Below are 17,422 nucleotides of genomic sequence, written 5' to 3' on the forward strand. Positions count from 1 at the left end.
GCTATACGCACACATAACTATTATACCATGCTGAAGTTGCTAAACCTATTTCTAGTTCGCTTAGTAATTCAAAAGCTTTCTTTGTATCCTTTATTTCTGAAAGCAAATTAACTTTACACATCCCGTCTTCTTCATTAAGAACAATTTCTACTTCATATAATGGTGCGACTGATGTATTTGTTTTTGAATTAAAACTGACTTTTCCTCTTGGACCAACAAACTCAAAACTTAATAAATCTGAAATTGTCTGGGCACTATTATTCTCATTTTTGTTTAAAAGGTCAAAGACCTGTATTATTATTTGTGCACTTTCCCATGCCAATAATGAAAATAAATTAGGAGTTCTTCCTGCTTTTTTAATAGTATTAACAAACAAATCGTTTTCTTGAGAATCTATATTTTTAGACCAAGCAGCAACACCCTTTATTTTACAATTTGGAAAAACTGCCTTTTGCAACATTGTTTCTTCTACACCAAAAGGGGAAAGATAAATAGTTGTTTTTTTATCAGAAATCCAATCTTTAATCCCTGAAAAATACCATTGCACATAATCGCCACTAAAAAGACTCAAAAGAGCACTCTTTGGAAATTCGTCCAAATAATTTTTTAATGGTTCCATAGTAAAATCATTTTCTTTATATCCTGTGGCGTGATTAAAACAAATCTGACCTCCTGCTTGTTCAAAACTATTACACAAACTATAAGTCTGGAGGTAGCCACCGTCATAATATCCTGTAACCATTCCTGCTGAAAAATAACCGTCTTCAGTTGCCTGTTTAGACGAAAGCCAAGCTCCTAATGAGTTTTGCAAGGAATGATATATAATATTTGGACAAGAAGGGTATTCCGTGGGCAAATTAGCTCCTGAGTCTAGAACAATAAGAATTTTATTAGCCGCTAAAAAAAGAGGACGAAGCAATTGAGCCATTCTCTGACCTATATAGGCAATTACCATCGTTACATTTTCTTCTAATAATAATTTTTCAGCACTTCGATAACATTGTTGTTTATCACTCCCGAAACCAATATTTTCAGTAACTATCTTAACATCCTGAAATCCATAAAGGTTTAAGCCCGAACGAAGCCCCTCAAATAAATCAAAACCAATTGTTTCATAATAGGTTGAACGAGGCAATAAAACTCCAATTTTGGGCATAATATTAATTTTGTTATATTTATGAAATATTCTTCAAACTAGTTTCTGCTTGGGAATATCCCTTGTGTAGCTATAGAATAGTTTAATGTTAAATATGGATTCTCTATACCAATAGGCATTGATGATCCAGTGACAGTTGTTACTCCAGAAGCTACTATGGGAGCTGCAGAACCATTTGTCCCACTCGCATAAAATCCTGGTATAGCATTAGCCAAAACTGCATTTGTGGGACTATCTGTATCTGCTCCTCCTTCAGAAGCTGGAACACTAATAGAAATTCCTGTAGCGGGGTGCACATGTGCCGGCATATTTGATTGTAATATAGTTGTACTCGTTACTCCAGAAACCTCTCCTAGAACATGACTTGGAAGTCCAGGTCCTTGACCTTGTCCAATTGGCATTCGACCTTGCAAATTCGGCAGAGCAAATGTTGTCTGTCCATTTCCTCCATAATAAGTTCCCAATAAAGAAAACAATGCTGTATTTTGAGCTATTGATAGAATTTGTCCCCTACAATCCATGTAGCCTCTAGGAGAAAAATTGAAGCCTAAAATTTTAATCTCACCTATAAATGGTTCTGTAGACATCTTTCTTGTTTTAAGTTATTAATTTCTACTTGGAAATATTCCTTCTATAGCGATCGAATAATTAACTACTAAATAAGGGTTTTCTATATCAAGAGGAATTGATGATCCCGCGCTTCCTGTTGCTCCAGAAGCTGCTATAGTTCCGTAGTTTTTACTAGGTGTAGCTGCAGTAGAATACATATCCATAGGGGCTTGAGCCAGATAATTTCCTACAGGAGAACTGGAGTTACCAACTCCACTAGCCACAGGAAGATTTGCCGTGATTCCAGTTGCAGGGTGAACATGAGCAGGCATATTTGATACCAATATATTTACTGATGTATTTCCTCCTACTTGTCCCATCACATAATTAGGAAGACCAGGTCCTTGACCTTGGCTTTTTGCCACACGTCCTTGTAAGTCAGGAAGAGCAAAAGTGGTTTGACCATTCCCTCCATAAGTTGTTCCTAGTAAAGAAAAAAGAGCAGTATTCTGTGCTATTGATAGAATTTGCCCCTGACAAGTCGCGTAGCCTCTAGGAGCAAAGTTGAATCCTAAAATTTTAATTTCACCTATAAATGGTTCTGTTGACATATTTTCTTATTTAAAAGTTTTCATAATTATTTTATGTTAAAAAAAGTAAATATATGAAAATATATAATATATTGCTTACATTGTAATAGATGATTTTTAATCACAGGACAATATTTATTAAACACCTAACAATCAGTCAATCATCTTTTAATAATAGGCATGTCAACCAGGAAAAACATCTTAGAAACAACGAGAGTTTTGCAATTTTTAGAAAAAATAGGAATTCAAATCATCGAAAAAGAATTAGATTCGACCACTTTTTTACCAGGCCTTGCCCTAGCGACCCATGGTATCTATGTAGATTTTGAAAAATTAAAAAATCCAGGCGATTTGCTACACGAAGCTGGCCATTTGGCTGTTACAGATGGAGAAAGCCGAAAAATGATTGATACTAACATCAATAATGAAGAATGGCCTACACAAGGTGAAGAAATTGCAGCAATCCTGTGGTCTTATGCTGCTCTCACTTATTTAAATCTCGACCCTTCATTCGTATTTCACTCAAACGGTTATAAAGGAAATTCAGAATGGTTTATTTCAAATTTCACAAACGCAAATTACATTGGCTTACCTTTTTTAGAATGGGCTGGATTAGCTTTAGGAGACAAAAGAGCTCATTTAGAAGGAAAGGAAGCTTTTCCAGTTATGCAAAAATGGATAAGAGATTAAATTATGGATAAACTAGTACGATCAATAAAATTTCCTTTTGTTTTTAATAAAGAACGCTTATTGCTAGATACCAATAAAGTACTAAAAAGAAAGTGGGTAGACCACTATAATTCTAACGATTATAATGGAAAGTGGACCTCTATAGCTTTAATGTCAAATGGAGGAAAGTCAGGTAATATTGTTGCTTTGTCTAATAGTGCAGAAGAGTTTATGCCTACTGATGCCTTAGATTTCTGTGACTATTTCAAAGAAATTCTTGATGGTTTTTTATTTGAAAAGATAGCTGTTCGGTTGTTAAATCTTGGTTCAGGAGCAGAAGTAAAACCGCATAGAGATCATTGTTTAGGTTATGAAGATGGCGTGTTTCGATTGCACATTCCAATAATCACGAACCCAGAGGTTGAATTTATTTTGGACGACCAGCGGTTAACCATGAATCCTGGAGAATGCTGGTATTTTAATGCTAATTTTTTACATTCCGTGAAAAATGGCGGGGATAAAGATCGCATCCATTTGGTTATCGATGGCGTTAGAAATGAATGGACGGATCAATTATTTTTTAGAGAAGCTTCAATCAATGAATTCGTAAAAACTGTCCCTGCTATTGATGCAGATCAAAAAAAACTTATAATAGCTGAATTAGTAAAAATGAATTTACCAATAGCTAATGAACTTATCAAGAATTTGGAGAAGTGATTTATTGGTAGCGAATAAGATTGACCTAATATCGGTTGTTTTGTAATAACCGAATTTATAAAAGAGAAATAGAAATTAATGTTTTTTTAATTTTTCGAAAACAAAAACTAAGTATTATAAAGTTGTATATTCGAATGTTTTTTGAATATGTTAAAAAAATAGTGTTGTAAATAATCAATTTTTTTTGATAATGAAAATTTATTCGTAGGATGATACTTATACAATTTACGGGCTTATCTGGCTCGGGTAAAACAACATTAGCTGAAAATGTTCATCATTTGTTAGTAACAGAAGGCTATAAAGCCGAAGTGATTGATGGTGATGTTTATCGAAAAACTATTTGTAAAGATTTAGGATTCTCAAAACAGGATAGATGCGAAAACATTAGACGTCTTTTTAATGTAGCAAGAGATTTTGTTGAAGCAGATACTATTGTTTTGATGTCCGTAATTAATCCATACGAAAGCCTACGAGAGGAATTGAGAGTGCATAAATTTGTTAGAACTGTATTTTTGGACTGTTCTATAGAAAATTTGATCAATAGAGATTCTAAAGGATTGTATAAAAGAGCATTACTGCCAGATCATGATAGTAGTAAAATAAATAATTTTACGGGAATAAGTGATGTTTTTGAGATTCCTTCAAGAGCAGACTTAGTAATAAAAACCGATTTTGATACAGTATCTTTATCAACTGATAAACTGTACAATTTTATCATTCAAAATTTACATAATTGTTCTTAATTTTTAAAAATTGCGTTCCTGAATCAAAAAATTTCCAATTTTTTTTTGATGACAAAGCTTTTGTAAGATTTGTATATTTACATTGCAAAAGGCATAATTTTTAATTTAATTTTTTAAAAAGAATATGAATTTTTTTTCTGACAAATTCCCAATTTACTTTTCGATCGATAAATTGCAAAGGGACTTAGCTGTAGGTGAACATGATTTTTCAGCTCCCCATTTCAATGCAGCGCGATATGAAGGTGATTGGACTGTATTTTCTTAAGATCAGTTTCTGTTAAGATAAATGATATTTTATCTTTTGGAAATGAAGAATACTTTAATACTGGTGTTCTTGATTGTTGTCTTTTTTCACAGAAATTAAAAATTGGTTTCAATGTAAAAAAGAAGCTGGAAGGGTACTTCGGTTAGATTCAGAAGTGGAATAATAGGACCTGCTTCATACGACGTAAAACAATAAATTATTGCTGAACTTTATCGAATACAATCGGACATAAATGCCGAACTTATAGTAAGACTGCAAGCTAAATAGATTTTATAAAATGGAAAACACAAATCATCCTCTTTTACATTGGATTCCTTATAAGTTAATTGAAAAAGATAATCAGGTATATTTTGAATGGATCTATTTGGGAGGAAGAGAATATACAGATCCTTTTTTTGATGAAACTATTTCTAAATGTAAAAGCCATCCATATAATTCAAAAGTAGTGAGAGTACTAAGTACTGTGGAGAATCTCGTGGATTGGTCTAAGGAATTAATTTCTGTTGAATTAAAATCGTTAGTATTTCATGTTTCACGATGTGGCTCTACAATGTTGAGTCAGTCTTTAGTTACATCCTCAGAAAATATAATGATTTCTGAAGCGCCCATTATAGATCAAATTTTGCAAAGTGATATTTTTGATTTCGACGAAAAGGATGTTCTTATTAAGGCCGTAATAATGCTCTTAGGTCAAGAACGATTTCCGCAACAAAAAAATTTAATTATAAAGTTGGATGCGTGGCATATATTTAATGCTGTTCAGTTGAGGTCAATCTTTCCTGAATTACCTTTTATGTTGCTTTATCGAGAACCAACAGAGGTTTTAAAATCTCATCAAAAAATGATAGGAATGCATATGGTTCCGGGCGTATTAGCACCTAGAATTTTTGGGATTACCACACATACAATTAAGGAAATTGGCTTTAAACAGTATGGTGCATTGGTTCTGGAAAAATATTTTCAGGCTTTAATTGATTTTTATGCAACAGATAAAAACGTTTTATTGTGCAATTATAATGATGGAATGAAATCTGTTTTGGAGAGATTTATATCTTTTGTTAAAATTGAATATTCAAATGATGAAGTTATTCAAATGTTTGAACGTTTAAAAAAGCATTCTAAAAATGTAAATACCGTTTTCAAGGGGGATTTTTTTACAGATGAAGCTTTGGTCGTAGATTTTAAGCAACTTAAAATCTTGCATGAAAAATTGAACAGTACTATTGATAGTGTTTAGTTTGTAAAAAATTACGTGCTATATTTTTATGCTTTAGGATTATAGAAATTAACAGACCCGTAATCTATATCTGGTAAAGCATCTTGAGAGGGCTCTTTCGCATCTGATAATAACTTTTTATCTTTGGGGCTTTAAAACATTCGATCCATGAATATCAAAGGTGACTGCTACCCAAAATCTATTATTCTTCAAGCTGTATATTTCAAACTCAGGTTTACGTTAAGCTATCGAGATGTTGAGGAAATAATGAAAATGAGGGGAGTTCAGGTTGACCATGCGACAATTCAGCGTTGGTGTACAAGTTTAGTCCTTTTATCGAGGCGCAAATGAAAAAACGAAAACTAAGAATTGGGGAAAATTGGAGAATGGATGAAACCTATATAAAGGTTAAGGGTAAATGATGTTATTTGTATAGAGCAGTTGATAAATCAGGTAATACAGTTGATTCCTATTAACCAGGAGAAAACAAAGGATGAGTGCCCAATCTTTTTTAATTAAGGCAATTGGTAATAATGGTAAACCAGGAGTAATAAATATTGATAAAAGGAGATCAAACATAGGTGCTATAAGAGTTTATAATCAGCGTTCGTTTTCTAAAATAGTGATCCGGCAATGTAAATACTTGAACAACATTGTTGACCAAGATCATCGTTTTATCAAGTGGAGAACTCTAAATGGATTAGGATTTAAAGATTTTGAATCAGCTAAAAGAACGTTAAGTGGAATTGAAGTTGTACATATGTTAAGAAAGAAACAGATGATTAATCCTGGTATAACTATATTTAAATCTTTCTGTTCATTGGTAGCATATCCCACCGAAAGCACTAATAAGTAGATTTGTAATCGATAGCTGCGACTGAACCAATAAATTGGCAGTAAACCGCTTTTTAATGCCCTAGAACTTTTTGTATAAAAAAAGTATTGCAATTTTGTTTTTTATAATGTGGTGACTTTTGAAGATTATTAAATTAGATTATAAATTTTCTATTGTCAAGATGTTCATTATTCAAACTACTTGTTAAATAAGGTCTTGTTTGAAATTCGGGTACCTAAAAATTATTTTTCTAGGGTAACCGAATAAGCGTCCTTACGATTATGATTTAATGATGATTTTTGAAATTAATAAAAACGAAAAAGCCTGTAAATCTTAGGATTTACAGGCTTTTGGTTTCAATTGAAAATGAATTAGTGGAGTCGCCGGGAATCGAACCCGGGTCCAAACAAGCAACTAAAAAGCTTTCTACACGTTTATTTCCTGATTAGATTTTCGATCTTGTGTTTGACCAGAAACAGTCGCACAAGACTTATCTTCTTAATTTCAAAATCCACCCGAAGCTTATGGAAATCTAGGTTTAAATTTACGATTCACCTTTATCGACCGCTATAAACCAAAGCTTTCGAGGTAAATCCTGCTTTCCTATCTGATAGGAACGAGGCTAATCTTACTATGATTCAGATTATGCAGCAAGAGCGTAGTTTCCTTCGCCGTGTATGTGTTTTGAAACCTTTTATTAACGAGAATTGTCCCAGTTCTCGACGTGCTTACTTCTCAATTCGACTTGCTGTCAAAACCAGTCGACCCCTTTTTTATTTCAAAATCCAAACTTGAATTTTGAATTTGCAAATGTACACTTTTAAACTTTAATTAGTAGTGCTAAACTACCAACTCTATTTCAAAAATCATTCCTTTTTTTATTCGTCTTTTAATTTGAACGGATAGTCCCCAAATAAAACGGCTAACTTCCTAACGTCATATGTTTTTCGGGTAAATTTATTGGATAGTGCAATAATGGTAACGCTTTCTTTTCTTAAAGTAATATAAGCCGACGTGTTACCATGCCACCAACCGTTGTGGAAATAAAAATTTTGCCCTGTCTCCCAATTGACCATTCTAATGCCAAGACCATAGTTTTTAGTGCCTTTGCGCTCATTGCTATATCCTTTGTATACTTGACTTTGAAGCTCAGGCGTTAAAAAATCGGAACTATTTCTCGCTCTGTCAAATTTTAATAAATCACGCGGTGTAGAGTAGATATTTTTATCTCCATAAACCTCATCTAAGTAATCTTTCCCTATCTCTACTTTATTTCCTTTATAGGAAGTAACAGCAGTATCTTTATCCCTTTCATAGTCAAAAACATACGTATTTTTCATGCCTAATGGTTCAAAAATAATCTGTTTCATAGCCTCTTTGTAAGGGAGCTTTGTGGTTTTTTCAATTATTAATGCCAACATGACATAATTAGTATTGCAATAACTAAAACGAGTATCGGTTTTAAATTCTAAACCAATGTCTTTTGTAGCCATGATAGTCAGGATATCTTGATTGGTAAGTATGTTGTGCCTATCCCAAATAGTTTTGTCACGATCCGTGAAGTAGGCATAATTACGCATACCACTTCTGTGATTTAACAATGTTTTTATCGTAACATCTGGATACGGAAACTCTTTCAAGATGGTATTCACCTTTTGATCTAAGTCAAGTCTTTTAGCATTTATTAGTTTTAAAATAGCAGTTGCCGTAATTACTTTACTCACAGAGGCAATGTGTAGCGGAGTAGATTTAGTAATTAATGTTTTATCTCTAAAATTAGAGTAGCCTTCATATTTTTCATAAATAATTTGACCATTCTTAGCAACTAGAAAGCTTCCGTTTGCACTATTATTGGGCCAGTTTTTTTTATAAAAAGAGTCAATCAATGCCTTTTTTGAATTAATGTATTCAGCAGTTAATTTTGTCTCTGGTTTGCTTAACGGCTTCATCTTAGGCAATGTACTCTTTGGGAGTTGGGCATCATTTAATTCTATTTTCTTTTTCTCCTTATTGCATGAACTCAAAACCAAAAAGAGGAGGAATATATGTAGTATATTTGTTTTTTTTATAAAATTCATTTCTGTGGTGCTAGAAGGCAAATATATAGAATCAATGTCTTTTTGGACGCTGTTTTTTCTAAACCTTAACACTATTTTATCAGTAGATAGGAATCACATTTTTTGTATCATTTTGTACATCAGTGAATAGTAGTTTACAGCCTGCAGATTTTAATAAAAAAATAAATGCAATTTAATTTAAATTGTTATATTTGTAACAAATAAGTTAAATAAAGTTATAATAAAAACAAATCAAAAGCATAAAAAAATATGAAATTCGGAATATTAAAAGAAAGAAAGAACCCGCCTGACAGAAGAGTTATTTTCTCACCAGATGAATTGGCTAGATTAAAACAGCTATATCAAGGTGCTTCTATAAAAGTAGAAAGTTCTGATATTCGCGTGTTTACTGATAAACAATATAAAGAATCAGGAATTGAAGTGACCAATGATATCAGTGATTGTGATGTTTTATTTGGAGTAAAAGAAGTTCCTGTAGAAAATTTAATTCCTAATAAAGCGTATTTCTTTTTCTCTCATACCATAAAAAAACAGCCTTACAATAGAAAGTTATTGCAGACCATTTTAGAAAAAAATATTGATTTATACGATCATGAAACTATTGTAGACTCTCATAATCGCAGGTTAATTGGTTTTGGACGTTATGCCGGAATAGTAGGTGCATATAATAGTATAAGAGCTTTTGGAATAAAATTCGAATTATTTAAATTGCCAAAAGCAGAAACACTTTCAGGAAAAGAGGCTTTAATCACACATTTAAAAAGATTGGTATTGCCACCGTTAAAATTCGTGATTACGGGTACAGGAAAAGTTGGTAATGGGGCAAAAGAGATTCTGGATGCCATAAAAATAAAAGAAGTTTCAGTCGAAAATTATTTAACAAAAAACTACACACAACCCGTTTACACCCAAATTGATGTATTGGAATATAACAAACGTAAAGACGGCCAAATATTAGACTTCACTGATTTTTATGATAATCCACAGGAATATGTTTCTAATTTTGAACGATTCACTAAAGTTTCGGATATTTATATTACGGGACATTTTCATGCCAATGAGGCTCCGGTGATTCTTTCACGTGAAATGCTACAGTCCAAAGATTGCAAAATCAAAGTAGTTGCAGATGTTTCCTGTGATGTCAATGGCCCAATAGCATGCACGCTAAGATCATCAACAATTGCGGAACCTTTATATGGGTATTTGCCAAATGAAGATAAAGAAGTTGATGTTTTTCATCCTGCGGCAATTGTAGTTATGGCGGTTGATAATTTACCCTGTGAATTGCCAAAAGATGCCAGTGAAGGATTTGGAGAAATGTTTATGGAGCATGTAATTCCTGCATTTTTCAATGGAGATATAGAAGGGATTTTACAAAGAGCTAAAATCACCGAAAAAGGAAAACTGACTCCAAGATTTAGTTATTTACAAGATTATGTAGATGGGAAGTAAATGCTGTTTCTTTAATATAATAGACAAACCTGCAATGTAATGTTGCAGGTTTTTTTTTATGGAAATTTATAGGCAAATAAATTGGCTTGGTTTTGAAATATTATAAATCAATTAACACCTCATAATTTAATGAGTTTGTCTAAATGCCTAATTTTGTTCAAAACTAAAAATTTATAATGACTAAAAATATTCCAATTTCCCTATTAGAATTAGCGATAATTACCGAAGATAGCAATGCAAGCGAAACATTACAAAAAACAAAAGAACTGGCGCAACTGGCTGATAGTTTAGATTACAAACGATTTTGGTTAGCCGAACATCATAATATGGCGCACGTAGCGAGTTCTGCCACGGTTGTTTTGATTGGTTATATTGCCAGTCAAACCCAAAATATTCGTGTAGGTTCAGGCGGTATCATGTTGCCTAATCATGCTCCGCTAATTATTGCGGAACAATTTGGTACGCTTGAAACACTATATCCCAACCGGATTGATTTAGGATTGGGAAGAGCGCCGGGAACGGATGGTTTAACAGCACAAGCGATTCGGAAAGATTTCTTCGAGCAATCGCAACGATTTCCTCAAAATGTTGCCGCGCTGCAGGAATTTTTCTCAGAGGATAATGCTACTGCAAAAGTGAGAGCTTTTCCTGCCGAAGGGACTAAAGTTCCCATTTGGATTTTAGGTTCCAGTATGGATAGCGCTGCTTTGGCTGCTGCCAATGGATTGCCGTATGCCTTTGCGGGACATTTTGCACCGAAACAAATGCATCAGGCATTTCAATTTTACCGTGATAATTTTGAACCTTCGGAATATTTAGACCAACCCAAAACAATGGCATGTGTAAACGCGATAGCTGCCGATACCGACGAAGATGCCGAAAAATTATCGACCAGTTTGACTCAAATGTTTCTGAATTTGATTCGGAATGATAGAAAACCGTTACAGCCGCCAGTTGATTCCCTTGATGCAATTATGAGTGAAGAAGAACATTTTCATGTAAACCAAATGACTTCTTGTTCATTTGTGGGAAGCAAAGAAAAATTAGTTTTAGAATTAAAACAGTTTATTGATTATACGCTTATTGATGAATTGATGATTACCAGTCCAATTTTTAATCATCAGGATAAATTGAAAAGCATTCGAATCATGAAAGAAGTTATTGACACTATTAAATAGCGTTTGATAGTTTGATAGCTTTAAAAAGTTAAAAACCCTGCAATTTTATATTGCAGGGTTTTTAATTTAGTAAAGATGCACTGCAGTGCATCTCTACAATATAAAAAATTATTTCAGGCTTCCCACCATGTCTTCTGGTTTAACCCAAGCATCAAAATCTTCCGGAGTTACATACCCCAAACGAACGGCTTCTTCTTTAAGCGTTGTTCCGTTTTTATGTGCTGTTTGAGCAATTTCAGCTGATTTGTAGTACCCAATTTTAGTATTCAAAGCCGTAACTAACATCAATGAATTGTCAACCAATTCTTTAATACGTTTGTAGTTAGGTTCAATACCTTGTGCGCAATGTTCGTCAAAAGACATACAAGCATCACCAAGTAATCTCGCTGATTGCAAGAAATTTGCAGCCATCAATGGTTTGAAAACATTCAATTCATAATGACCTTGCATTCCACCAACAGAAATGGCAACATCATTCCCCATAACTTGTGCGCAAACCATCGTTAATGCTTCACATTGTGTTGGGTTTACTTTTCCTGGCATGATTGAAGAGCCTGGCTCATTTTCTGGAATAAGGATTTCTCCAATTCCTGAACGTGGTCCTGAAGCTAACATACGTACATCATTGGCAATTTTATTCAATGAAACCGCCAGTTGTTTTAATGCTCCGTGTGTTTCTACGATTGCATCGTGTGCAGCTAAAGCTTCAAATTTATTTTCGGCAGTTACAAATGGATGTCCGGTAAATTCAGCGATATATTCAGCCACTTTTACATCGTATCCATCAGGAGTATTTAATCCTGTTCCTACCGCTGTTCCTCCTAAAGCTACTTCTGATAAGTGTGCCAAGGTATTTTTAACTGCTTTCAAACCGTAGTTCAATTGCGCTACATATCCTGAAATTTCTTGTCCTAATGTAAGTGGTGTAGCATCCATTAAATGCGTACGACCTATTTTAACCACATTATTAAATTCAACCGCTTTCGCATGAAGTGTATCTCTCAATTTTTCAACACCTGGAATCGTGATTTCTACAACCGCTTTGTAAGCTGCAATGTGCATTCCGGTAGGGAAGGTGTCGTTTGAAGATTGTGATTTATTTACATCATCATTGGCTTTGATAAATTGCTCGCCTTCGCCAATGTTGAATCCTTTTAATACTTGCGCACGATTTGCAACAACTTCATTTACGTTCATGTTACTTTGCGTACCTGAACCAGTTTGCCAAATCACCAATGGAAATTCGTTATCTAATTTTCCAGCTAGAATTTCGTCACAAACAGCTCCAATAGCGTCACGTTTATCGACTGGTAAAACACCTAAATCACAATTGGCATAAGCCGCCGCTTTTTTAAGATAAGCAAAACCTTCAATAATTTCTTTTGGCATGGAAGCCGATGGACCTATTTTGAAGTTATTTCTGGAACGTTCTGTTTGTGCGCCCCAATACTTGTCAGCAGGAACCTGCACTTCACCCATGGTGTCTTTTTCTATTCTGAATTTCATTTGTTGTTATTTATAAGTAATTATGTAGTTTAATTCGTTTTTAGCCCCGATGGCAACGGAAATCCTTTTCTTTTTGCTGCCAAAAAGAAAAGATTAGAGTGTACAGCGGGAAACAGCTCCAAATTCTGAGCTCAAAAATACGGATAATTCCTTTTTTATAAAAATTGATTGGTAGTTTTTATGTTTTTTTATTGGTGCGAAAAAGAATTAAACTTACATTTGTGGCTACATTCAAAAATTCCGGAAAACATGTTTGAATTTTCACAGTACTTAGGCTTTTTACTTTTCTTAACCATTCTTACTATAGGATTTTGGTTAATGTTTTTTCTTGTAGGTTTCGTTCAATATTGGATTGGCGGTGCTCTATGGGAAATGTATAAAGAAAGAAAAGCAAAGAAAGAACAATCAGTTTAATCTGTTTGTTAAATAAAAAAAGGACTCGTGAAAATGAGTCCTTTTTTTATGCTTAATATTTTACTTTTTGTATAAAAAGAGAAAGGACCCGTTTTCACGAGTCCTTATTTTTTTATCCCTGAAAGTCACCTTCATTTTCATTTTGATTTCGCTTAGGTTGTTCTTTTTCGTTTTTCGGTTTGTTAAAACGATACGTGAACGATAAGCTAAACTGTCTTTCTCTCCATTGCATTTCGCTGTAAGAGCTTACAATTCCAGGAAGATTACTTTCCATCATTCTTTTTCTGGAATTGAATACATCACTAACGTTAAATGAAAGTGTTCCTTTATCTTTTAAGACATCTTTACTGAATGCTATATTTGCTGCAAAAATCCCTAAGCTTCTTCCTTGTGCATTATTTTGCGGACCATTATAGGATGCATTTGTCTGCCAGTCAATTTTATAGGGTAACGAAATTTTAGAGGTTAGTCTTGTGGACCATGAAGTGGCTACGTTATCAAAATTTTGTACAATCACATTATTGTTAAAATCTGTATAGGTAAAATCGCCTTGAGTTTCGTTTCTGAAGAAATTGAAATTACTGTTTAATTTCCACCATTTGTATGGAGAATAGTTTAATGTAAATTCAAATCCTGTTCTATATTCAGTTGCCAAGTTGATTGGTGAACTGATTAAGATAGGTGTTCCGTTAACGAAATCTCCTGATTCTCTTCTTGCAAATTGAAAAACATCAGTAGTTTTATTCACATATAAAGAAGTATTGAAGGTCAATTTTTCCCATCTTTTGATGTAACCAAAATCAATTGCATCTGAAAATGCAGGATCTAAATCTGGATTTCCAACAAAAATATTAATGTTACTCGACAAGTTACTGAATGGGTTCAACATTCTTCCTCTAGGTCTTTGAATTCTTCGGCTATAGCTTACAGAAGCGCTGCTTTTATCAGAGATTTCATAAGTGAAGAAAGCACTTGGAAAGAAATTATTGTATTTTTTATTGTTGAAATCATTGGTTGCTAATTGATTGATTTCAATATTGGAATCCTCAAAACGCAATCCGAAAAGGGCTGAGAATTTATTGATTTTTACACCATATTGTGTATAAATCGCATTAACTTTCTCCTTGTATTCTAATGTATTTGTGAAGTTATTATTGATTATGCCATCATTTTCAACGCTATAATCGGTAAGTAATTCTGAGAAATCGCCTCTATATCCTGCTTCAAACTGGCTTCCTTTTCCAAAAGGCAATACATAATCCATTTGAAGTAAATTTCTGCTTTGAGTTTGATTGTTGATTGTATTGTCAAATTTCACCACACTTGTATTAGTGGCTGTGTCTGTAATTATAGCATCGTTGATGTCATCATTTGTAGAGAAGGAACCGTCAATTGTTAATTTATGACCGTCTTTTTTAAATTTCTTAGTGAAGTTTGTTGCAAATTCTACATTTTCACTATCGCTATTTTCTAAATTGATACGATTACGGGTATAGTCATAATTAAACCCTGCATCATAATTATTTTGGAAAACGTTATCAACGTTGATTCCATTACTTTTTCTGTAGTTGAAGGTATTGGTCCAGGAAAGACTCTCGCTTAGATACCATTCCATTCCAAAGTTTCCATTATATCCTTTATTGTCTCTTTCGTTTTCTCGAGTTTCATTTACATAATTACGAGTTGTATTATCAGCATTTAAATATCTTGAATCTGTAAATGCATTTCCGGGATTACTACGATCATTGTATCCTTGAGTAGTAAAAAGATTAAAGTTTTTTGATTTATAGTTTAATGTACCGCTTAAACCATACGTTTCAGGGTATCCGGTTGAAGCTATAAAAGTTCCGTTTAAACCTTGGTTTTTTCCTTTTTTCAAGATGATATTTAATAAACCACCACCACCTTCGGCATCATATCTTGCAGATGGATTGGTAATAACTTCTACTTTGTCAATCGCATCGGCTGGAATTAATCGCAAGGCTTCAGCAATATTAATAGCATTTGATGGTTTTCCGTCAATAAGTACTCTTACGTTTTCGTTTCCACGAAGACTTACATTTCCTTCAACATCAACAGCAACTGAAGGAATGTTATCTAAAACATCACTAACAGTTCCTCCTTTTACCATAAGGTCGTTTCCTACGTTGTATACTTTTTTGTCTAATTTTATTTCAACGGTTGTTTTTTCGGAACGAATAATAACCTCATTCAATTGATTGGCATCTTCTTCTAAACTAATTACCCCTAAATTAGTACTTGCTTTAAGATTTTTCTGTTTGATTTCATTTAGTTTGAAAGAGATGAATTCAATTTTTATATCGTAAATACCGGGCTTAATCTCAATATCAAACTCTCCTTTTGGATTTGTAATACCTCCAGCAACTGGTTTTGGATTATTGGGAATCAAAAAAGTTATTGTTGCGTATTCAAGGGGTTGCTTGCTTATTTTTTCAAGCACTTTTCCAGTAATTTTAATTTTTGGACTTGGACCTTGTTGAGCAAAACCGAACAGGGTAGTAAAAAAGAGAACAAGAATTAAAACGGATTTCATTTTTTTCATTTTTAAAAACTTTGGTTACAAACTTTAGATTGTAAAAGTAGAATTTGGTTTAATACTAGAAATCACAAAAAAATGTTAATTATAAAATTCGAGGTTTTACAAAATAAAAGCTGCTACTTTGTCTAATTCACGGCCTATAATTGCTTTATTTCCATTGATTACAATTGGTCTTTCAATTAGAATTGGATTAGAAATCAGGGCTTGAATAATTTGTTTATCATTCATTTCTTGGTCTTTAAAATTTTCTATCCAAATTTTTTCTTTTTGACGAACTAATTCAATAGGTTTTATATTTAGTTTTTGAATGATAGCAGACAACTCTTCAAATGAAGGAGGGTTTGTCAAATAATTGATGACTTCAAACTCTTTTTCTGATTTTTCTACAAATGCCAGACAATTTCTAGATTTTCCGCAGCGTGAATTATGGTATATTTGTATCATATTTTATTTATATTGGGTTATTGTAAATTGGTATATCGAGGATTATCATTGATGTAACAAAAGTAACATTTGCTAAACTTATTCAGTATAAAAACTAAACGAAAAATAGATGTTTATAGAACAAGGAATAAAAGCAGAAAATAAGTTTTGGAAATATATTTTAGGATCGTTATTAATAATTTTCGCTTCATTTGTGGGTCAGGTGCCACTTTTGATTGGGGTCTTATATGAAGCATTTTTCAATGGAAAGCCTTATCCAACGAGTAATGAAGCTGTAATGCGTTTTTTTGACCCTAATTTGACTTTGTTTTTAATACTGATTTCATTCGTTTTTATTATGGTTGGCATTGTGCTAGTAGTACGTTATTTGCACGGACAAACGATGCTTTCGATAACAACATCGAGAGATAAAATAGATTGGAAAAGAGTTGGATTTTCTTTTATGATTTGGTCCATTTTTACAATTGTCTCCACATTGCTATTTTATTTTTCTAATCCCAGCGATTTCGTAGTCAATTTTAAACCAATTCCATTTGCAATTTTAGTTGTAATAGGTGTACTTTTAATTCCTATTCAAACCAGTTCCGAAGAATATATTTTCAGGGGATACTTGATGCAGGGATTTGCCAATCTTGCCAAGAATAAATGGTTTCCTTTATTAATGACTTCGGTTATCTTTGGAGGAATGCATATTTTTAATCCTGAAGTATCCAAAATTGGTCATATTGTTTTAGTGTATTACATCGGGACCGGTTTGTTTCTGGGTATTATTACGTTGATGGATGAAGGAATGGAGCTGGCTTTAGGATTTCATGCAGCCAATAATTTAGTTGGTGCTTTACTCGTTACATCAGATTGGTCAGCGTTCCAAACTAATTCTATTTTTAAGGACATTTCGGATCCTTCAGCGGGATTAGATGTAATAGTACCGGTAGTTCTTATTTACCCAATACTTTTATTTATCTTTAGTAAAAAATACAATTGGACTAATTGGAAAGAAAAATTAACAGGAACTATTTAAACATTAAAACGCTTCAATAATTTAAAATA

General features: G+C 33.2%; 15 protein-coding genes, 1 other RNA gene and 1 pseudogene. 9 read left to right on the plus strand and 8 right to left on the minus strand.

Going from position 1 to position 17,422, the window contains the following annotated elements; translation table 11 throughout:
- Position 1 precedes the first annotated feature (1 nt).
- The 3 genes from E0I61_RS11880 to E0I61_RS11890 are packed head-to-tail and all read right to left on the minus strand — an operon-like array spanning position 2 to position 2,316.
- A complete protein-coding gene (locus E0I61_RS11880; protein ID WP_132071657.1) occupies positions 2-1,156 on the minus strand; it encodes an ABC transporter substrate-binding protein in 1,155 nt (384 codons plus the stop codon).
- A 38-nt stretch (positions 1,157-1,194) separates the two neighbouring features.
- Positions 1,195-1,743: a phage tail protein gene (locus tag E0I61_RS11885; RefSeq protein WP_132071659.1), complete on the minus strand. Its 549-nt coding sequence runs from the start codon at positions 1,741-1,743 to the stop codon at positions 1,195-1,197.
- 18 nt (positions 1,744-1,761) lie between these two features.
- Complete coding sequence (locus E0I61_RS11890; protein WP_132071661.1) at positions 1,762-2,316, minus strand: phage tail protein; 555 nt, start codon at positions 2,314-2,316, stop codon at positions 1,762-1,764.
- A gap of 159 nt (positions 2,317-2,475) precedes the next feature.
- Between E0I61_RS11890 and E0I61_RS11895 the strand changes: the two genes are divergently transcribed.
- The 5 genes and pseudogenes from E0I61_RS11895 to E0I61_RS16595 form a co-directional block, all read left to right on the plus strand.
- Entirely contained in the window at positions 2,476-2,985 is a 510-nt protein-coding gene (locus E0I61_RS11895) for a hypothetical protein (protein WP_132071663.1), read from the plus strand.
- A gap of 3 nt (positions 2,986-2,988) precedes the next feature.
- Positions 2,989-3,681, plus strand: coding sequence for an aspartyl/asparaginyl beta-hydroxylase domain-containing protein (locus tag E0I61_RS11900; RefSeq protein WP_132071665.1), 693 nt, complete (start codon positions 2,989-2,991; stop codon positions 3,679-3,681).
- Positions 3,682-3,890: 209 nt separating this feature from the next.
- Positions 3,891-4,424 carry an adenylyl-sulfate kinase gene (cysC, locus tag E0I61_RS11905; protein ID WP_132071667.1) on the plus strand — a complete coding sequence of 178 codons (534 nt, stop codon included), beginning with the start codon at positions 3,891-3,893 and terminating at the stop codon, positions 4,422-4,424.
- Positions 4,425-4,966: 542 nt separating this feature from the next.
- The gene (locus tag E0I61_RS11910; RefSeq protein ID WP_132071669.1) at positions 4,967-5,926 is read left to right on the plus strand and encodes a sulfotransferase family protein; all 960 of its coding nucleotides are present in this window, start codon (positions 4,967-4,969) and stop codon (positions 5,924-5,926) included.
- Between the two features lie 457 nt (positions 5,927-6,383).
- Positions 6,384-6,761: pseudogene (locus tag E0I61_RS16595) on the plus strand (DDE-type integrase/transposase/recombinase); the annotation flags it as partial.
- A gap of 351 nt (positions 6,762-7,112) precedes the next feature.
- Here the strand turns inward: E0I61_RS16595 and ssrA are convergent.
- Positions 7,113-7,509: a transfer-messenger RNA gene (ssrA, locus tag E0I61_RS11920) on the minus strand.
- A 109-nt stretch (positions 7,510-7,618) separates the two neighbouring features.
- The gene (locus E0I61_RS11925) at positions 7,619-8,818 is read right to left on the minus strand and encodes a serine hydrolase domain-containing protein (RefSeq protein ID WP_132071671.1); all 1,200 of its coding nucleotides are present in this window, start codon (positions 8,816-8,818) and stop codon (positions 7,619-7,621) included.
- A gap of 249 nt (positions 8,819-9,067) precedes the next feature.
- Between E0I61_RS11925 and E0I61_RS11930 the strand changes: the two genes are divergently transcribed.
- Both E0I61_RS11930 and E0I61_RS11935 read left to right on the plus strand, forming a co-directional pair.
- The gene (locus E0I61_RS11930) at positions 9,068-10,270 is read left to right on the plus strand and encodes an NAD(P)-dependent oxidoreductase (protein ID WP_132071673.1); all 1,203 of its coding nucleotides are present in this window, start codon (positions 9,068-9,070) and stop codon (positions 10,268-10,270) included.
- A 176-nt stretch (positions 10,271-10,446) separates the two neighbouring features.
- On the plus strand, positions 10,447-11,448 hold the full coding sequence (locus E0I61_RS11935) for an LLM class flavin-dependent oxidoreductase (RefSeq protein WP_132071675.1): 1,002 nt from the start codon (positions 10,447-10,449) through the stop codon (positions 11,446-11,448).
- A gap of 108 nt (positions 11,449-11,556) precedes the next feature.
- Here the strand turns inward: E0I61_RS11935 and fumC are convergent, their stop codons facing one another.
- Positions 11,557-12,954, minus strand: coding sequence for a class II fumarate hydratase (gene fumC, locus E0I61_RS11940; RefSeq protein WP_131995306.1), 1,398 nt, complete (start codon positions 12,952-12,954; stop codon positions 11,557-11,559).
- A gap of 249 nt (positions 12,955-13,203) precedes the next feature.
- Between fumC and E0I61_RS11945 the strand changes: the two genes are divergently transcribed.
- A complete protein-coding gene (locus tag E0I61_RS11945) occupies positions 13,204-13,368 on the plus strand; it encodes a hypothetical protein (protein ID WP_091170588.1) in 165 nt (54 codons plus the stop codon).
- 112 nt (positions 13,369-13,480) lie between these two features.
- On the opposite strand, the gene E0I61_RS11950 is transcribed toward E0I61_RS11945, so the two are convergent.
- Both E0I61_RS11950 and arsC read right to left on the minus strand, forming a co-directional pair.
- Positions 13,481-15,922, minus strand: a complete 2,442-nt coding sequence (locus E0I61_RS11950) for a TonB-dependent receptor domain-containing protein (RefSeq protein ID WP_317126177.1) — start codon at positions 15,920-15,922, stop codon at positions 13,481-13,483.
- Between the two features lie 105 nt (positions 15,923-16,027).
- On the minus strand, positions 16,028-16,372 hold the full coding sequence (gene arsC, locus E0I61_RS11955) for an arsenate reductase (glutaredoxin) (RefSeq protein WP_132071679.1): 345 nt from the start codon (positions 16,370-16,372) through the stop codon (positions 16,028-16,030).
- 109 nt (positions 16,373-16,481) lie between these two features.
- Between arsC and E0I61_RS11960 the strand changes: the two genes are divergently transcribed.
- Positions 16,482-17,393, plus strand: coding sequence for a CPBP family intramembrane glutamic endopeptidase (locus tag E0I61_RS11960; RefSeq protein WP_131995297.1), 912 nt, complete (start codon positions 16,482-16,484; stop codon positions 17,391-17,393).
- The last annotated feature ends 29 nt before the right edge of the window (positions 17,394-17,422 follow it).

This window comes from Flavobacterium ranwuense (genome assembly GCF_004349315.1).
Classification (GTDB): domain Bacteria; phylum Bacteroidota; class Bacteroidia; order Flavobacteriales; family Flavobacteriaceae; genus Flavobacterium; species Flavobacterium ranwuense.